The organism is Kribbella sp. NPDC000426, from assembly GCF_040300265.1.
GTDB lineage: Bacteria > Actinomycetota > Actinomycetes > Propionibacteriales > Kribbellaceae > Kribbella.
In genome coordinates, this window is record NZ_JBEPDK010000006.1 from 532575 (window position 1) to 546830 (window position 14256).

Sequence of the window (14256 nt, forward strand, 5' to 3'; positions counted from 1 at the left end):
GATGATCCCCGTATCCGCAGGTGTCCCGGCCGAGATCGCGGTCCAGGCCGTCCCGGACGACGACCGACTCTGGGTGCAGCAGGCGCCGGGCGTGTGGTTCCGGCCGTTGATGCTCAACACGGTCACCGGTCAGTGGTGCAACCTGCTCAAGGTCACCCGCGCCGGCATCGTCTCCCGCCACCGCCATCCCAGCGCAGTCTTCGGCTACGTGATCAAGGGCAAATGGCAGTACGACGAACACGGCTGGGTCGCCGAGACCGGCTCGTTCGTCTACGAGCCGCCCGGCGAGATCCACACCCTGCGCGTGCCCGAGGACTGCACCGAGATGATCACGTTCTTCAACATCTCCGGCGCGATGATCTACGTCGACGAGGCCGGCAACCAGATCGGCTACGAGGACACGTTCACCAAGATCCAGCTCTGCCGCGACCACTACGGCGCCAACGGCCTCGGCGCGGACTACGTGGACCAATTCATCCGCTGACCGCTCGGACCGCCTCGATCACCCGGGCCAGCGACGGCGAGTGCCCGCGGTCGCCGCGGGTGAACAGGCCGACCTGGCGGTCCACGCCCGCGTCGTGGATCGGCACGAGCTTCACGCCGTCGAGGTTCGCGGTGGTGACGGCCAACTGGTTGGTCACGCCAACGCCGAGCCCGTGGCGGACCAGCGAGAGCAGCGTCTGCGGCTGGTTGGTGCGGAACGCGGACCCGGGGTTGAGACCCGCCGACGCGAACGCCAGGTGCGACTCGAACTGGCGTGGCCCATCCGCCTCACCGATCGAGATGAGCGGGAGCTCGGCGAGCTGCGCCAGGCTCACTGACTCGGCGTCCGCGAGCGCGTGCCCGGCCGGGAAGACGGCGGTGAGCGGTTCGCGCCAGAGCACCTCGTGGACGAGGGATTCGTCGGCCACCAGCGGGTGCACCGGCCGGATCGCGAGATCGATGTCGCCGCGGAGCAGCGCGCTCTCGAGGTCGATGCTCGGTCCCTCGACGAGCAGGAGCCGGATGCTGTCCGGCAGACAGCGGACGACCCGGGGGAAGAGCCAGGCGGCTGCGCTCGGGTAGGCGCCGAAGCGGACCTCTCCCCCGCCGTTCAGGCTCTGGAGGTTGTGCAGGATCTCCTCGGCGCGCGGGAGCAGTGCACGGCCCTCGGGGGTCAGGCTGGTCGGATGCGTGCGGTCGAACAGCTGTACGCCGAGGGCGCGCTCGAGCTCGGCGACATGTTCGCTGATCCGCGACTGACCGCGGTACACCGCCTTTCCGGCCGCGGAGAACCCGCCGTACCGCGCGACCGCGACGAAGCTCACGATCCAGTCCATCCGGAAGCCGTACGCCGCGTTGAGGTCCATGAGCGTCACGGTAGCCGGGAAGACTCGCGCCGGGGGCGGCGTTGTCCACAGTGTGCTCGAGGTAGCGGTGATCGGTGCGGGACAGGCGGGGCTGTCGGCTGCGTACCACCTGGTCCGGCTCGGATTCACGCCGTACGACGAGGTGGTCGTGCTGGACCGGAATCCGGCGCCCGGCGGCGCGTGGCAGCACCGGTGGGACTCGCTGACGATGCACGACGTGCACGGGATCGCGAACCTGCCCGGCGTGCCGGTGCCGCCCAGTTCCGACTCCGAGCGGGCCAACGCGTTCGTGCCGTCGTACTTCGCGGACTACGAGAAGCGTTTCGACCTGCCGGTGGTACGACCGGTTGCGGTGGAGAGCGTGCGCGAGATCGCCCATGGCTTTGAGCTGCAGACTTCAGCCGGCGTGTACTCCGCGGCCGCGCTGGTCAACGCGACCGGGACGTGGGACCGGCCGTTCATCCCGTGGTATCCGGGGATCGAGACGTTCAAGGGCCGGCAGCTGCACACTGCGGACTACGCGGGCGCTGCGGAGCTGGCCGGGCAGCATGTCCTGGTGGTTGGTGGTGGTGCCTCGGCGGTGCAGTTGCTGGCGGAGATCTCTGCTGTCACGACCACGACGTGGGTGACGCGGCGGCCGCCGGAATGGCGGACGGGTGACGACTTCACGCCGGAGTACGGGCGGCAGGTGGTCGCTCAGGTCGAGGAGCGGGTACGTGCGGGGCTGCCTCCTCGGAGTGTGGTGAGCGTGACCGGCCTGCACCTGCGTCCGCAGGAGCAGGCCGCCTGGGAGCGCGGCGTCTACACCCGCTACCCGATGTTCACCCGCATCACGGCGGACGGCGTGGAGTGGGCGGAGGGGACGGACTGGCCCGAGGGCATCCAGGCGCCGGCCGGCGGCCGTCTCCACGTCGACACCATCCTCTGGGCCACCGGCTTCCGCGCGGACCTGGCCCACCTCGCGCCGCTCCACCTGCGCGAGCCCTCCGGCGGCATCCGCATGGACGGCACCGCTACCGTCGCCGACCCGCGCATCCACCTGGTAGGCTACGGCCCCTCCGCGTCGACCATCGGCGCCAACCGGGCCGGCTTCGCCGCCGCCCGCTCCCTCCGGAACCTCCTGAAGTCACAGGCCGCCTAGGGCATGGCTGGCCGGCAGACTTCGCCCTGGATCGTGGTGACGAAGTGGTCGGTCTGCCAGTGCTGGTTCAGGTAGGCGTAGCCGGTGGCGTCCTGGTAGCGGCCGGTACCGCCGGTGAACTCCTGGGTGCCGCCGGCGTGGCCGGTGCCGGTGGTCGTGTTGACGTTGCCGATGCTGGTTTCCAGTGCGGTCAGAGTGGCGCCGTCCCCGAAGGTGTAGGTGATCGTCCCGCTCACCGGGCGGTAGCCGGGTGCTGTCGGAGGCGCCTCGCCCCGGGAGCCGAGGATGAAGACGGTGCTGCCGTCGAAGCCGTGCCGGCCGCGGACCGTACCGGCCACGCAGACCTGGGTCGGCGGCGGACACCCGACGTCCACGACCTTGTCGTAGATAGTCGCGTCGATCTGGTCGCAGCGCGGATGCGCGTTGGCGACGGACGAGCCGGCAACCACGCCGACACTGGCGAGGGCAACCGCGGCGATGCGCAGGGATCTCATCGGTCCTCCTGTGGTGGGTGTCCGCGGCAGCCTAGGAACGGACCCGGCCCGGTGGAGGTGCTGGTTCGCGACGTACCGCGTCAGTCCAATCTCGATCAGATAACGCGGCGCAGGGCGGTCAGCGCGGCCGGAATGCGGTCGGTCGCGATAGCGCCGTACCCGAAGACGAACCCGTTCGGGCCGGGGCCCTCGATCCCCCAGCGGGAGACGGTCCCGACGTTCACGCCCTCGGTGAGAGCGCGTGCGGCGAGCGTCGTGTCGGAGGGCTGCTCGGGTGCGAGCAATGCGGTCATGTGCGTGCCGCCGCTGGACTCGATCGGGTCGAGCAGACCGTCGAACTGATCGCGCAAAGTGCTGATCAGCAAGTGGTGCCGGCGCTCGTACGTCCCGCGCATCCTCCGGATGTGGCGCGCCAGATCGCCATTCTCGATGAAGTCGGCGAGCGCGGACTGCACGTGACCGGCGGTGCCGTAGTCGGCGACGAACTTCGCCCGCCGCGCGGCCTCGGCCAGCTCCGCAGGGATGCCGAGGAATCCGACCCGCAGCGCCGGCAGCAGGGTCTTGGAGAACGACCCGACGTACAGCACGCGTCCCTCCGTGTCGATCGCGTGCAACGGGGTCAGCGGGCGCCCGCTGAAGCGGAACTCCGAGTCGTAGTCGTCCTCGACGATCGCCGCGTCGTGGCGCGCGGCCCACGCGAGCAACGCCGTACGGCGGGCGTCGGACATCGACATGCCGAGCGGGAACTGATGCGACGGCGTCACGTAGACCAGCCGGGTCCCGGCCGGGATCTGGTCGACCACCAGCCCCTCGCCGTCGACGGGTACGCCGACAACGCGGGCGCCGTGGGCAACGAAGCCGCGATAGGCCGGCAGATAACCGGGGTCTTCGACGGCCACCAGGTCACCCGGATCGAGCAGGACTCGCGCGGCGACGTCGAACGCCTGCTGCGCTCCTGTCGTGATCACCAACTGCTCCGGCGTCACCGTCACGCCGCGACTCACGACCAGATGCCGCGCCAGCGCAGTACGCAACTGGGCCGAGCCGGCCGGATCCGCGTAGCTGACGTCGGTCCGGGTCCGGAGTTGATCGTTGAGCAACGCCCGCCAGCGCGCGAACGGGAACTCCGCCCGCGTGGGAACCCCGGGCGCGAAGTCGAACTCGGCATCCGGCCTGGTGAGATCGGGTACGGCGAGCCGCGCGGAGCTCCAGATCTCGCGCGGCTGCAACCGCGACGCGGGCGCGGCCGTCGACGTACGGCTGCGCTGAGCGGTGACGACCGTCCCGACCCCGGCGCGGGCGCGGATCAGCCCGTGCGCAGCAAGCCGTTCGTACGCCGCAACCACCGTCGCGCGTGACACCGACAGCCGGTCTGCCAGCTCCCGCGACGACGGCAGTACAGTCCCGGCCGGCAGCACGTCGGCGGCGATCCGCTCCGACAGCTGCATGTAGATCTGCTCGGCGAGCCCGCCCTCCCCCAGCTGCAGATGCAGATCCATGCGGGCATTCTCGCCAACAGATCAGCTCACAACGAGTGCCTGTTGCTCCGTGTTGGCGCGGTGGCCGGCGACCACACCCGGGATCAGCAGGCCCGCAACCAGGAAGAGAGCCGCGACGAGAAGCCAGCCCGGCCAGCCCCAGGAGATCGCGACCGTGGTGAGAAGCAGGGGTGCGACGAGGTCGCCGAGTTGGCGACCCATGGCGTACGCACCCTGGTACTGCCCCTGCGCACCGGCCGGCGCGAGATCGAAGCTGATCCCCCAGCCGCCTGCCGACTGGAGCATCTCGCCGAGGACGTGGATCAGTGCAGCGACGATCAGCAGGCCGACCGTCACCACGCCCGACGTCGCATCGGTGAGTGCCAGCACCACGCAGGCACCAGCCAGCAGCAGTCCGGCCCGGCGGCCGGCTCGGGCAGCGCCTGAGAGCTGCTCGGTGCCACGAGCGACCCGGACCTGCAGCAGGATCACCGCGACCGAGTTGATGACCAGTAGCACCGAGATCATCCACCGCGGCGCGTCTGTCGAAGTAGCCACCCAGAGCGGGATCCCGACCTGCGCCAGTGCCGCGTGCATCGTCAGTACGCCGTCCAGCGCCACGAACACCAGGAACCGCCGGTCCACCAGCGCGGTCAGTCCCGACGGCCCACTGGCCCGCGGCACCTTGTCGACCTCGGGCATGCCGAAACGAACCAGTCCGGCGGTGACCAGGTACGTCGCTGCGTTCGCGAGCAGTGCGATCACATAGACCTCGCGCCGGTCGACCGCGAGCACGATCCCGGCCAGCCCCATGCCGACGCCCATGCCGACGTTCGTCGCGACCCGGAGGATCGCCCGGGTCCGTACGCGCTGGTCGGCAGGTGACAGTCCAGCGATCAGTGCGCCCTTGGCGCCGCGCTGGCCGGAGTCCGCGATCGCTGTCACCGCGGCGACCACGACGTACGGGGCGAACGAGCGGACCTGGGTGAGCGCGGTCATCGTGAGGGTCTGGAGCAGCAGGAATCCGACGTACGCACGGTTCGGACCCAGGCGGTCGGCGACGACACCGAGCGGGGTGCTGGTCACCAGACCGACCAGCGCGGCCACCGTGAGCCCGATGCCGACGTGTCCGACAGACAGGCCGGCCGCCCTGGTGAGGTAGAGCGCGCCGACGGCCGCATAGACGCCGTTGCCGAGCGTGTTCACCAACGTGGCGAGGACCAGCCGACGTACTGCAGGCGGAAGAGAAGTCACGTGTTCACCCAAAGCCCACGGGCCTGCTGCGGGCGGTGAATTGACGGATCTGGTCAGTCCAACGCGGTCATCGCATGATCAGGGTCAGGAGGTCGGTGCCCAGCGTGGTGAGGGCCTGGTTGTCGAGGCGATAGGCGACGAAGCGGCCCTGGCGTTCGGCGGTCACCAGACCGGCTCTCGTCAGAGCTCTGAGGTGGCGGGTGACCTGTGTGGGGTGGAGGCCCCAGAGGGCGGCGATCTCACCGGCGGTGCGGGGTTCGCTGGCGACCGCTCGGCAGACCTGGAGGCGGTCCGGTGACGCGAGCGCGTCCAGCCTCGCACGGATGAGCTGAGCGGCCGGTACGGCGGTGCCGCGGCCGCTCACCGGATAGATGATCGTGATCGGCTCGCCGGGGATCTCGCCGACGAAGAGGTGCGGTGCGATGTAGTTGCTCGGGACAAGCAACAGGCTCCGGCTGCTGATGTCGATGCGCTTGCTCTGAACCTTCTGTACGACGACGCTGTCCGCGTCACGGACGTCGATCGAACCGTCCAGCGAACGCAGCATCGCACCGGCTCCGTCGCGGATCGCCAGGTCGCGGTCGTGCCGGCCGCGGGCAGCCAGCTCGTCGCGTGACACGGACCAGATGTCTGAGAACCACTCCTGCCAGCAGGCATCCAGCAGGTCGACAAAGCGCCGTACCGGATCTGCAGGAGACGTCACCAGCGACTCCACCAGTGCGGCCACCGCCCGGCCCCGGCTGCGAGCCCAGTGCAGTACGGCGTCAGTGTCGACGGAGCGACTGCTCAACGGGCGACCACGCAACGGCCGGACCAGCTCGGCCGCCACCTCCTCTGGTGGACGCGACCTGAGGGCGGCCAGCTCATCCGAGAACGACGGCATGCCGGTGGCAGTTGTCGTGGCGAAGAAGCGGGCCCGGACCGCACGCACCGTCCACGACCATTGCGCCAGCTCGGCGCGCAGCTCGGCGGACAGGGGTACGGACGCTGCCCACTCGACCTTGTTGTGGTGAGTGGGCTCAGCCAGCACGTGCAGAGCGCAACCCAACTCGATCAGCGGCGACGCAACATGCCGAATCCGCTCCGCCTCGAGCCGGCTGACCCCCGCCAGAACAGTCGGCACTCAGTCCTTCAGTTTGAACTGGAGGTCCATGTCCCAGTCGTTCATGTCCGGGACCTCGCGGGGGTCGGAGCGGTAGATCTCCAGGCGTGCGGTCCAGTGGTCGCCGTTGACGTCCCACTCCAGGCCCTGCTCCTCGCCCCACGCGAGCAGGGCGCGGGTGGCCTCCAGCAGGCCGTCCGGGTGGCCGTGGTGGCTGACGGTCGCGTACCGGCCGGCCGGGAGTACGCCGGTGACGATCTCGCCCTCACCGGAGTGCAGGTCGTCGACCGGGAACCCGATCTCCATCACCAGCCCGGCGTCCATGTCGACCACGTCGTACTTGAAGAACGGCGCGTCGTTCGGCGCGATCTCCTTGGCCGCGAGCCAGTCGACCACCTCCCGCATCCGGTCCGCGAACGCCCCGATCCCGTCCATCGCGACCTTGCCCCGCAACGCGACGTACGGCCGCTCCTCAACCTCGACGATCTCCGGCATGGCAACTACCCTCCGACACTCGATGGTGGCCTCAACCTAGCGCCTGCCGGATCGCAGCGGTGTTCTGGTACTCACGCCAGCCCGCGATCTTCCCGTCCCGGACCCGCAGTACGCCGATGAACCGCGCCGCCCCGCGCGAAGGCGACGACCGAGCAGGTTGCGCAGCGGGCCGGTGTCGCGGTCGGCACCGTGTTCCGGCACTTCCCGACCAAGGACGCGCTGCTGGTCGCGATCATGAAGGAGTCGCTGCAGCGGCTGATCACGCTGGCCGGCCAGGCGACGCTGTTCGGATTCATCACCGCGGTCGTCGACGAATCGGCGCGGACCCGGACCGTGGTCGACGCATTGGCCGGTCCGGAGCTCGACGTCGGGGACGCGTTGCGGGGACTCACCGACGAGGTCGGACGTCTGCTGGATCAGGCCCAGGAGGCCGGCGACGTGCGGTCCGACGTACGTGTCGACGAGGTGATGGCGTTGCTGACCGCTGCCGCTCAGGCGGCGCAGCGAAGTGGCTGGCCGGAGGACCTGCGGGAGCGGACGCTGGCGATTATCTTCAGAGGTCTGGCGCCGGCTGTTCCCTGAGCGTCTACTGAGACCGGGGGTGGCCGACATGGTCAAGATCAAGGTTCTCGTTGCCGCTCTGACCGTCACGCTCGTCGGGCCGTCTGCACCGGCACTGGCCGAGCCGACGACGCCGATCACGTACAACGCGGGTACTACGGCGACACGGTTCACCGGGCTGGCGTTCGACACGTGTACTGCGCCGACGCTGGCGCAGATGACGGCGTGGAAGGCCTCGCCGTACAAGGCGGTCGGGATCTACTTCGGTGGGGTCAACCGGAGCTGTGCACAGCCGCAGCTGACTCCGGCCTGGGTCAAGTCGGTCACTGCGATGGGATGGCGGCTCGTCCCGATCTACCTGGGGCTGCAGGCACCCTGTGGCACCCGGAAGTACAAGATGTCCACGACGGCGTCCAACCGCGAGGCCGTCCGGGACGCCGACGATGCAGTCGCGAAGGCCAAGGCACTGGGCCTCCTGCCGGGGAGTGCGCTCTACAACGACATGGAGAACTACGACAACACCAACGCGGTCTGCCGGTCCGCCGTGCTGCACTACCTGTCCGCCTGGACGAAGGAGCTGCACCTGCAGCGCTACCTCTCTGGCGTGTACGCCAACCTGAGCTCAGGTGCGCCCGACCTCGCCGCCGCGTACAACTCGCCGTCCTACGCCCGGCCGGACGCCCTGTGGATTGCACGCTGGGACAACAGCAGTCTGCTCACCGGCTGGGCGGGTATCCCCAACACGTTCTGGGCGGTCGGGCAGCGCGGCAAGCAGTACATGGGCGACCACACCGAGACGTACGGCGGCGTGACGCTCAACATCGACAACGACCGCTTCGACGCACCGGTCGCGTCCGTCGCCTACACCTACACCGTCCGTACGACGATCCACTCGTACTCCGGTCCATCGACGGCGTACCCGGTCCGTTCGACGATCGCGGCCAACGCTGGGGTCCGGGTGGTCTGCCAGACGTTCGGGCCGAAGATCGGCACCAGCTCCGTCTGGGACAAGCTCATCGACGGTACGTACGTCACCGACTACTACGTCCGCACACCGAGCAAGCCCGGCTACAGCGCACCGCTGCCCGGCTGCAGCTTCCCCTTCCAGACAACGATCAACGGTCTGAGCCGGCGGCACGGCCCGGGTACGGCGTACGCAACGTACCCGAGCGCTCTGCCCGCTGGGTCGCTGGCGTGGATCACCTGCCAGCAAGCCGGTTCCAAGGTCGGCACCACGACGGTGTGGGATCGGCTGAGCGACGGGAGCTGGGTCACCGACTACTACGTCGCCACGGCGAGCCAAACGACGTACACCGCACCGATCCGCCGCTGCTGACCTGCTACTGCGCCCAGGGCGGCTGGACCGCCGTACCGTCGGCCATGAAGCCCGTGAAGCCGGCGGTGATCGCGACGTACAGCTCTGCGGGGCCCTCGCCGAGGTTGGTCAGCGAGATCGGCTCACCGGCTGGTACGACGACCGCGTCGCCCGGGCCGAGCTTGTCGGCGCCCAGCGACACCGTGCCGCTGATCACCATGAACACCTCGTCCCGGTCGAGCGTGTGCGGCGCGTCGCCGCCGTGCCCGGGCTCGACCGTGAGCCTCCACGTGCACAACCCGGCCGACCCGCGACTCGGCGCAGCCAGCGCGGTGAACTCGACCCCCGGCAGCTGGAACCGCTGCGCCTCGGCCGCGTGAATGACGTGCATTTCGTCCCCCAACCATTTAGACAAGCTGACTTGACCAAGTCAGCTTGACTATCATGACCGGCATGACGCGATCGGGCAAGCCGGATATCGGGATCTTGTTGCTGCTGGCGGACCAGGAGTTCGTCCGCGAGCTGCGCGGGCACGTGGCCGCGCAGGGGTTCGACGACCAGGGTCGGTCGGACGGATTCGTGTTCCGGACGCTCAGCGCCGGGCCGACGACGATCAGCGGGCTGGCCGAGCGGCTGGAGATCACCAAGCAGGGCGCCGGCCAGATCGTCGACGACATGGAGCGCCGCGGCTACGTCGAACGCCGCCCGGACCCGTCGGACGCCCGCGCGAAACTGCTCCACCTGACCGAACACGCCGAGGCAGCCCTGGCCACGGCGCGGAAGTTCCATCAGGCGTACGAGCGGCGCCTGCGCAAACAGTTCGGCGACGAGGCGATCGACACCCTGCGCGACGTGCTGACCGGCATGGCCGGCGAGGCCCAGATCAGCACGCCGCACTTCAGGGCGTTGATGTTCTAGAAGTACTTGGAGAACAGGTCGTTCGTGGGCCAGGACTTGACGCCGTTGGCTGCCGTCCAGAGGGCGGCGTCGATGTCGCCGTACGACTTGCCGCTGGCGTCGTCGCGGCGGTTGAACAGTGCGGCCCAGCTCATCCCGTTGTAGGTCCGCACCATGATCGTGAAGGTGCCCGGCATGCTCCCGGTGTGCCATGTGTTGCGGCCGGTGCCGCCGGTCGTCACGGGACGGACCTGCCAGCCGAGACCGTAGTACCAGCCGTCGGAGTTGACGCCGATCTCCGGCTTGGCCCAGATGCTGTTCAGCGACGCGGTGTTCAGCACGCTGGACGACTTGTCGAACATGCGCGCCCACCGCACCAGGTCGGGTGCGCTCGCGATCCAGCCGCCGTTGGCGTCCTGGATCCGCATGCTGAACGTCCCGTACGGCGCCGCCACCTTGGTGCCCGACATGTCCAGCACGGTCGGCCCGGAGTACTGCGAGTCGTACGGCACCTCGCCGGTGTGCTTCGCGATCGAGTAGCCCTGCGCCATCCGGGTGATCCCCAACGGCGTCAGCAGCTTCTGCTGCACGTACGTCGGGTAGCTCAGGCCGCTGACCTTCTCGATCACCCGGCCGGCGAGCGTGTATCCGAAGTTCGAGTACGCGTACTTGGTGCCCGGGGTGTAGTCGAGCTTCCGGCCGGCCTGGTACTTGATCACGTCCGCCGGGTGCAGCTCCATCGGGACGCCCAGAGCCTTGGAGATGACGGCGTCCTCCCATTCCGGGTCGCCGGAGATGTCACGGTCCCAGCCGCCGAGGTGCTGCAGCAGGCGCTTGATCGTGACGGCGGACCAGCGGGTGTCCTTGGTCTGACCGGTCGGCGGGGTGATCGAGATGATGTTCCCGACCGGCGTCGAAAGGCTCAGCTTGCCATCCTGGACGAGCTTCACGACCGCGGCCGCGGTGAACGACTTCGTCAGGCTCGCGACCCGGAACAACGACGTCGGCTGCACGGTCAGCGCGGTGGACGTGCTGTAGCCGCGGGCAAGCACCAGGCGGCCCTTGTAGGTGACCGCGAGCTGACCGGCGGTGACGCCGCGGGCCTGCATGAACGTCTTCATCTGGTTGTCGAACCCGGCCAGCGCCGAGACCGCGGTACCGGTGGTCTTCCAGGTCGCCGCCGCGTCCGCGGAACGACTCAGAACCGATCCCGCCCCGGTCCCGACGGCCGCGACCGCTCCGGTAGCGAGGGCAAGCTTGCCGAAGTTGCGGCGCGTCAACTCCACGAACGTGTTCTCCTTCAAGGCAGGGGTTTACAACTACTTGCTGCGTTGAAGGAAGTCTTTCACCCGAAGAGGTCTACTCGACCATCGAGGCGTAGGAGATCACGCCGCGGCGGATCTGGTCGACGACGGTGCGGGCTGTCTTGCGGAGCGGGGTGTCACCGGCAGCGTCGGCGATCTGCTCGGTGAGGTCGATGAGCTGCTTGACCCAGCGGACGAAATCGCCCGCCGCGAGGTCCGACTCGTACAGCACCTCTGCCAGCGAAGCACCCGACGCCCACCGGAACGCGGGCCAGCAGAAGTTCAGGTCCATCGATCGCAGGAAGTCCACCCGCATGTCCCGCTCGAGCGCGGACAGATCCCGCCAGATCAACCCCATCCGCTCCAGTGCTTCCCGTACGTCGCCGCGCGGCAACCGCGGTGAGGTTGGCTCGTCCTTGGACCGCGACTCGTAGACCAATGCGGCCAGGCACGCAGCCAGCTCGGGCACCGTCAGGTCGTCGAAAACACCTTGCCGCAGGCACTCGGCCGCAACCAGGTCGAGCTCGGTGTAGATCCGCGCGAGCCGGTCACCGGCCTCGGTCGTCTTGTCGCCGTCGAGGTAGTGCAGCGCATCCAGCACCTGGCAGACCCGGTCGAACTGGCGGGCGATCGTGTTCGTCCGCTGCTCGATCTTGCGCTGAACCTCACGGTTCTCCCGGTCGAGCCGGAAGTAGCGCTCCGCCCACCGGGCATGGTCCTCGCGGTCCGAGCAGCCGTGGCACGGGTGCGCGCGCAGCTGCGCCCGCATCTCCTGCAGCTCGGGATCGTCCGCGTGGCTGATCGCGTCCTTGCCCCGGGTGCGCGACGGCGGCCCGTCCTCACCGAGCAGGTCGGTGCGGGTCCGCAGTACCTGGGCCAGCTCGCGACGCTGCTGCGGGTTGCGCGGGTTGAACTTGCGCGGGATCCGCAGTACGCCGATCGCCTCGACCGGGGTCGGGAAATCGACCATCGACAGCTTCCGCACCTGCCGGTCCAGCGTCAGCACGGTCGGCCGCGGACCCTCGCGCTCCGACCGCATCCCCGGGTCGAGCACGAGCGCCCAGCCCGCGCTGCGGCCGGCCGGGATCCGGATGATGTCGCCGGTCTTCAGCTTCTCGATCGACTCCTGCGACTCGATCCGGCGGTCCAGCTTGCGCCGCTTCGAACCGGACGCCTCGCGATCGCCGATCCGCCGGCGCAGCGCGGCGTACTCGAGAAAGTCGCCGAGATGGCACTCGATCGACTCCTTGTACCCTTCCAGCGCCTCGGTGTTGCGCTGCACCTGCCGCGCCAGCCCGACCACGGCCTGGTCGGACTGGAACTGCGCGAACGACAACTCGAGCATGTCCCGCGCCCGCGTCCGCCCGACCTGGCGAACCAGGTTGACGGCCATGTTGTACGACGGGGAGAACGACGACCGCAGCGGATACGTACGCGTCGACGCGAGACCCGCCACCTCACGCGGATCGAACCCGGGCTGCCACAGCACGACCGCATGGCCCTCGACGTCGATCCCGCGGCGCCCGGCCCGGCCGGTCAGCTGGGTGTACTCCCCCGGCGTGATGTCGACGTGCGCCTCGCCGTTCCACTTCGACAGCTTCTCGAGGACGACCGTGCGGGCCGGCATGTTGATGCCCAGGGCAAGCGTCTCGGTGGCGAACACGACCTTGATCAGACCGCGCGCGAACAACTCCTCGACGACTTCCTTGAACGCCGCCAGCATGCCCGCGTGGTGCGCCGCGATCCCGCGGCTGAGCGCCTCGGCGAAGTCGTGGTACCCGAGCACGCCGAGGTCCTCGTCCGGCAGGTCGGCGGTCCGCTCGGCCACCACCCGCTTGATCTCGTCGCGCTCCGACGGCTTGGTCAGCCGTAGCCCCGACCGCAGGCACTGCACGACCGCGTCCTCACACCCCTTGCGGGAGAAGATGAAGAAGATTGCCGGCAGCAACGCTCCGGCGTCGAGTTCCTCGACCACGTCCGAGCGGTACGGCGTGAAGTGGGAGCGGGACGGCCTGCTCTTGGGCAGGTCGCGGCGCCGGCGCGGTTTGCGGGAGTCGTCGCGGAAGATCCGGTTGTCGTCGCGGGCAATCCGGACGAGCTGCGGGTTGACCAGGTCCTTCACATCGGGCTTCGCGTTGGCCTTCGCCGGGTTGCCCGACCTGCCGGGCGCACCGACCCTCGCCGTCGGCGCCTCACCGGCGAACAGGTCGTGCAGCCGCTTGCCAACCATCACGTGCTGGAACAGCGGCACCGGCCGCTTCTCCTCCAGGACCACGACGGTGTTGCCGCGGACCGTCTCCAGCCAGTCGCCGAACTCCTCGGCGTTGCTCACGGTCGCCGACAGCGAGACCACGCTGACCGAGTCCGGGAGATGGATCAGGACCTCTTCCCAGACCGCGCCGCGGGACCGGTCGGCCAGGTAGTGCACCTCGTCCATCACGACGTACGACAGGCCGAGCAGGGTCTGCGATCCGGCATACAGCATGTTGCGCAGGACCTCGGTGGTCATCACGACGATCGGGGCCTCGGAGTTGACCGAGTTGTCGCCGGTCAGCAGGCCGACCTTGTCCGCGCCGTACCGGCTGACGAGATCGCCGTACTTCTGGTTGCTGAGGGCCTTGATCGGGGTCGTGTAGAAGCACTTCTGGCCGCGCTCCAGGGCCAGGTGCACGGCGAACTCGCCGACCAGCGTCTTCCCGGAGCCGGTGGGCGCCGCGACCAGCACCTGGTGACCGTCCTCGAGGGCGGCGCAGGCGCGCAACTGGAACTCGTCCAGCGCGAAGTCGTAGAGCCCCCGGAACTCCTTCACGGCCGGATGCTCCTGGTCCGAGCGGAACGAGGCGTACTTCTCGGACGGGGTGCTCAT

The 14256-nt window shown here is 69.1% G+C and carries 14 protein-coding genes and 1 pseudogene; 6 read left to right on the forward strand and 9 right to left on the reverse strand.

All coding sequences use genetic code 11. From position 1 onward, the window contains the following. The first annotated feature begins 1 nt into the window (after position 1). Complete coding sequence (locus tag ABT313_RS31215; protein ID WP_350861197.1) at positions 2–484, forward strand: 2,4'-dihydroxyacetophenone dioxygenase family protein; 483 nt, start codon at positions 2–4, stop codon at positions 482–484. On the opposite strand, the gene ABT313_RS31220 is transcribed toward ABT313_RS31215, so the two are convergent. After that, positions 474–1349, reverse strand: a complete 876-nt coding sequence (locus ABT313_RS31220; RefSeq protein ID WP_350861199.1) for a LysR family transcriptional regulator — start codon at positions 1347–1349, stop codon at positions 474–476. The two genes, ABT313_RS31215 and ABT313_RS31220, sit on opposite strands and share 11 nt — an antisense overlap. Here ABT313_RS31220 and ABT313_RS31225 point away from each other — a divergent pair. Further along, positions 1348–2490 carry an FAD-dependent oxidoreductase gene (locus ABT313_RS31225; RefSeq protein WP_350861201.1) on the forward strand — a complete coding sequence of 381 codons (1143 nt, stop codon included), beginning with the start codon at positions 1348–1350 and terminating at the stop codon, positions 2488–2490. The genes ABT313_RS31220 and ABT313_RS31225 overlap by 2 nt on opposite strands. Here ABT313_RS31225 and ABT313_RS31230 read toward each other — a convergent pair. From ABT313_RS31230 to ABT313_RS31250, 5 genes are all read right to left on the reverse strand, one after another. Then, a complete protein-coding gene (locus ABT313_RS31230) occupies positions 2487–2984 on the reverse strand; it encodes a hypothetical protein (RefSeq protein WP_350861203.1) in 498 nt (165 codons plus the stop codon). The two genes, ABT313_RS31225 and ABT313_RS31230, sit on opposite strands and share 4 nt — an antisense overlap. A gap of 95 nt (positions 2985–3079) precedes the next feature. Beyond that, positions 3080–4483 carry a MocR-like pyridoxine biosynthesis transcription factor PdxR gene (gene pdxR / locus ABT313_RS31235; RefSeq protein WP_350861205.1) on the reverse strand — a complete coding sequence of 468 codons (1404 nt, stop codon included), beginning with the start codon at positions 4481–4483 and terminating at the stop codon, positions 3080–3082. Between the two features lie 21 nt (positions 4484–4504). Beyond that, positions 4505–5716 (reverse strand): MFS transporter, encoded by a 1212-nt coding sequence (locus tag ABT313_RS31240; RefSeq protein ID WP_350861206.1) that lies wholly within the window; start codon positions 5714–5716, stop codon positions 4505–4507. A gap of 67 nt (positions 5717–5783) precedes the next feature. Beyond that, positions 5784–6839: an ArsR/SmtB family transcription factor gene (locus ABT313_RS31245; protein ID WP_350861208.1), complete on the reverse strand. Its 1056-nt coding sequence runs from the start codon at positions 6837–6839 to the stop codon at positions 5784–5786. Continuing rightward, positions 6840–7313: a GyrI-like domain-containing protein gene (locus ABT313_RS31250; protein ID WP_350861210.1), complete on the reverse strand. Its 474-nt coding sequence runs from the start codon at positions 7311–7313 to the stop codon at positions 6840–6842. A gap of 150 nt (positions 7314–7463) precedes the next feature. Here ABT313_RS31250 and ABT313_RS31255 point away from each other — a divergent pair. The 3 genes and pseudogenes from ABT313_RS31255 to ABT313_RS31265 form a co-directional block, all read left to right on the forward strand. After that, a pseudogene (locus ABT313_RS31255) lies at positions 7464–7535 on the forward strand (TetR family transcriptional regulator); the annotation flags it as partial. 12 nt (positions 7536–7547) lie between these two features. Then, positions 7548–7895 carry an SbtR family transcriptional regulator gene (locus ABT313_RS31260; protein ID WP_350861349.1) on the forward strand — a complete coding sequence of 116 codons (348 nt, stop codon included), beginning with the start codon at positions 7548–7550 and terminating at the stop codon, positions 7893–7895. Between the two features lie 28 nt (positions 7896–7923). Continuing rightward, positions 7924–9210, forward strand: coding sequence for a glycoside hydrolase domain-containing protein (locus ABT313_RS31265; RefSeq protein ID WP_350861212.1), 1287 nt, complete (start codon positions 7924–7926; stop codon positions 9208–9210). 4 nt (positions 9211–9214) lie between these two features. Here the strand turns inward: ABT313_RS31265 and ABT313_RS31270 are convergent, their stop codons facing one another. Then, positions 9215–9580, reverse strand: a complete 366-nt coding sequence (locus tag ABT313_RS31270) for a cupin domain-containing protein (RefSeq protein WP_350861213.1) — start codon at positions 9578–9580, stop codon at positions 9215–9217. A 62-nt stretch (positions 9581–9642) separates the two neighbouring features. On the opposite strand from ABT313_RS31270, the gene ABT313_RS31275 reads away from it, so the two are divergent. Beyond that, the gene (locus ABT313_RS31275) at positions 9643–10107 is read left to right on the forward strand and encodes a MarR family winged helix-turn-helix transcriptional regulator (protein ID WP_350861215.1); all 465 of its coding nucleotides are present in this window, start codon (positions 9643–9645) and stop codon (positions 10105–10107) included. Here the strand turns inward: ABT313_RS31275 and ABT313_RS31280 are convergent. Continuing rightward, positions 10104–11372, reverse strand: coding sequence for a serine hydrolase (locus ABT313_RS31280; RefSeq protein ID WP_350861217.1), 1269 nt, complete (start codon positions 11370–11372; stop codon positions 10104–10106). The genes ABT313_RS31275 and ABT313_RS31280 overlap by 4 nt on opposite strands. Positions 11373–11445: 73 nt before the next feature. After that, on the reverse strand, positions 11446–14256 hold the full coding sequence (locus ABT313_RS31285; RefSeq protein WP_350861219.1) for a DEAD/DEAH box helicase: 2811 nt from the start codon (positions 14254–14256) through the stop codon (positions 11446–11448).

Coding starts and splice junctions, on each gene's coding strand:
- ABT313_RS31215 (WP_350861197.1), top strand. CDS start 2: ATGATCCCCGTATCCGCAGGTGTCCCGGCCGAGATCGCGGTCCAGGCC.
- ABT313_RS31225 (WP_350861201.1), top strand. CDS start 1,348: ATGAGCGTCACGGTAGCCGGGAAGACTCGCGCCGGGGGCGGCGTTGTC.
- ABT313_RS31220 (WP_350861199.1), bottom strand. CDS start 1,349: ATGGACCTCAACGCGGCGTACGGCTTCCGGATGGACTGGATCGTGAGC.
- ABT313_RS31230 (WP_350861203.1), bottom strand. CDS start 2,984: ATGAGATCCCTGCGCATCGCCGCGGTTGCCCTCGCCAGTGTCGGCGTG.
- pdxR (WP_350861205.1), bottom strand. CDS start 4,483: ATGGATCTGCATCTGCAGCTGGGGGAGGGCGGGCTCGCCGAGCAGATC.
- ABT313_RS31250 (WP_350861210.1), bottom strand. CDS start 7,313: ATGCCGGAGATCGTCGAGGTTGAGGAGCGGCCGTACGTCGCGTTGCGG.
- ABT313_RS31260 (WP_350861349.1), top strand. CDS start 7,548: ATGAAGGAGTCGCTGCAGCGGCTGATCACGCTGGCCGGCCAGGCGACG.
- ABT313_RS31265 (WP_350861212.1), top strand. CDS start 7,924: ATGGTCAAGATCAAGGTTCTCGTTGCCGCTCTGACCGTCACGCTCGTC.
- ABT313_RS31270 (WP_350861213.1), bottom strand. CDS start 9,580: ATGCACGTCATTCACGCGGCCGAGGCGCAGCGGTTCCAGCTGCCGGGG.
- ABT313_RS31275 (WP_350861215.1), top strand. CDS start 9,643: ATGACGCGATCGGGCAAGCCGGATATCGGGATCTTGTTGCTGCTGGCG.
- ABT313_RS31285 (WP_350861219.1), bottom strand. CDS start 14,256: ATGAGCACCCCGTCCGAGAAGTACGCCTCGTTCCGCTCGGACCAGGAG.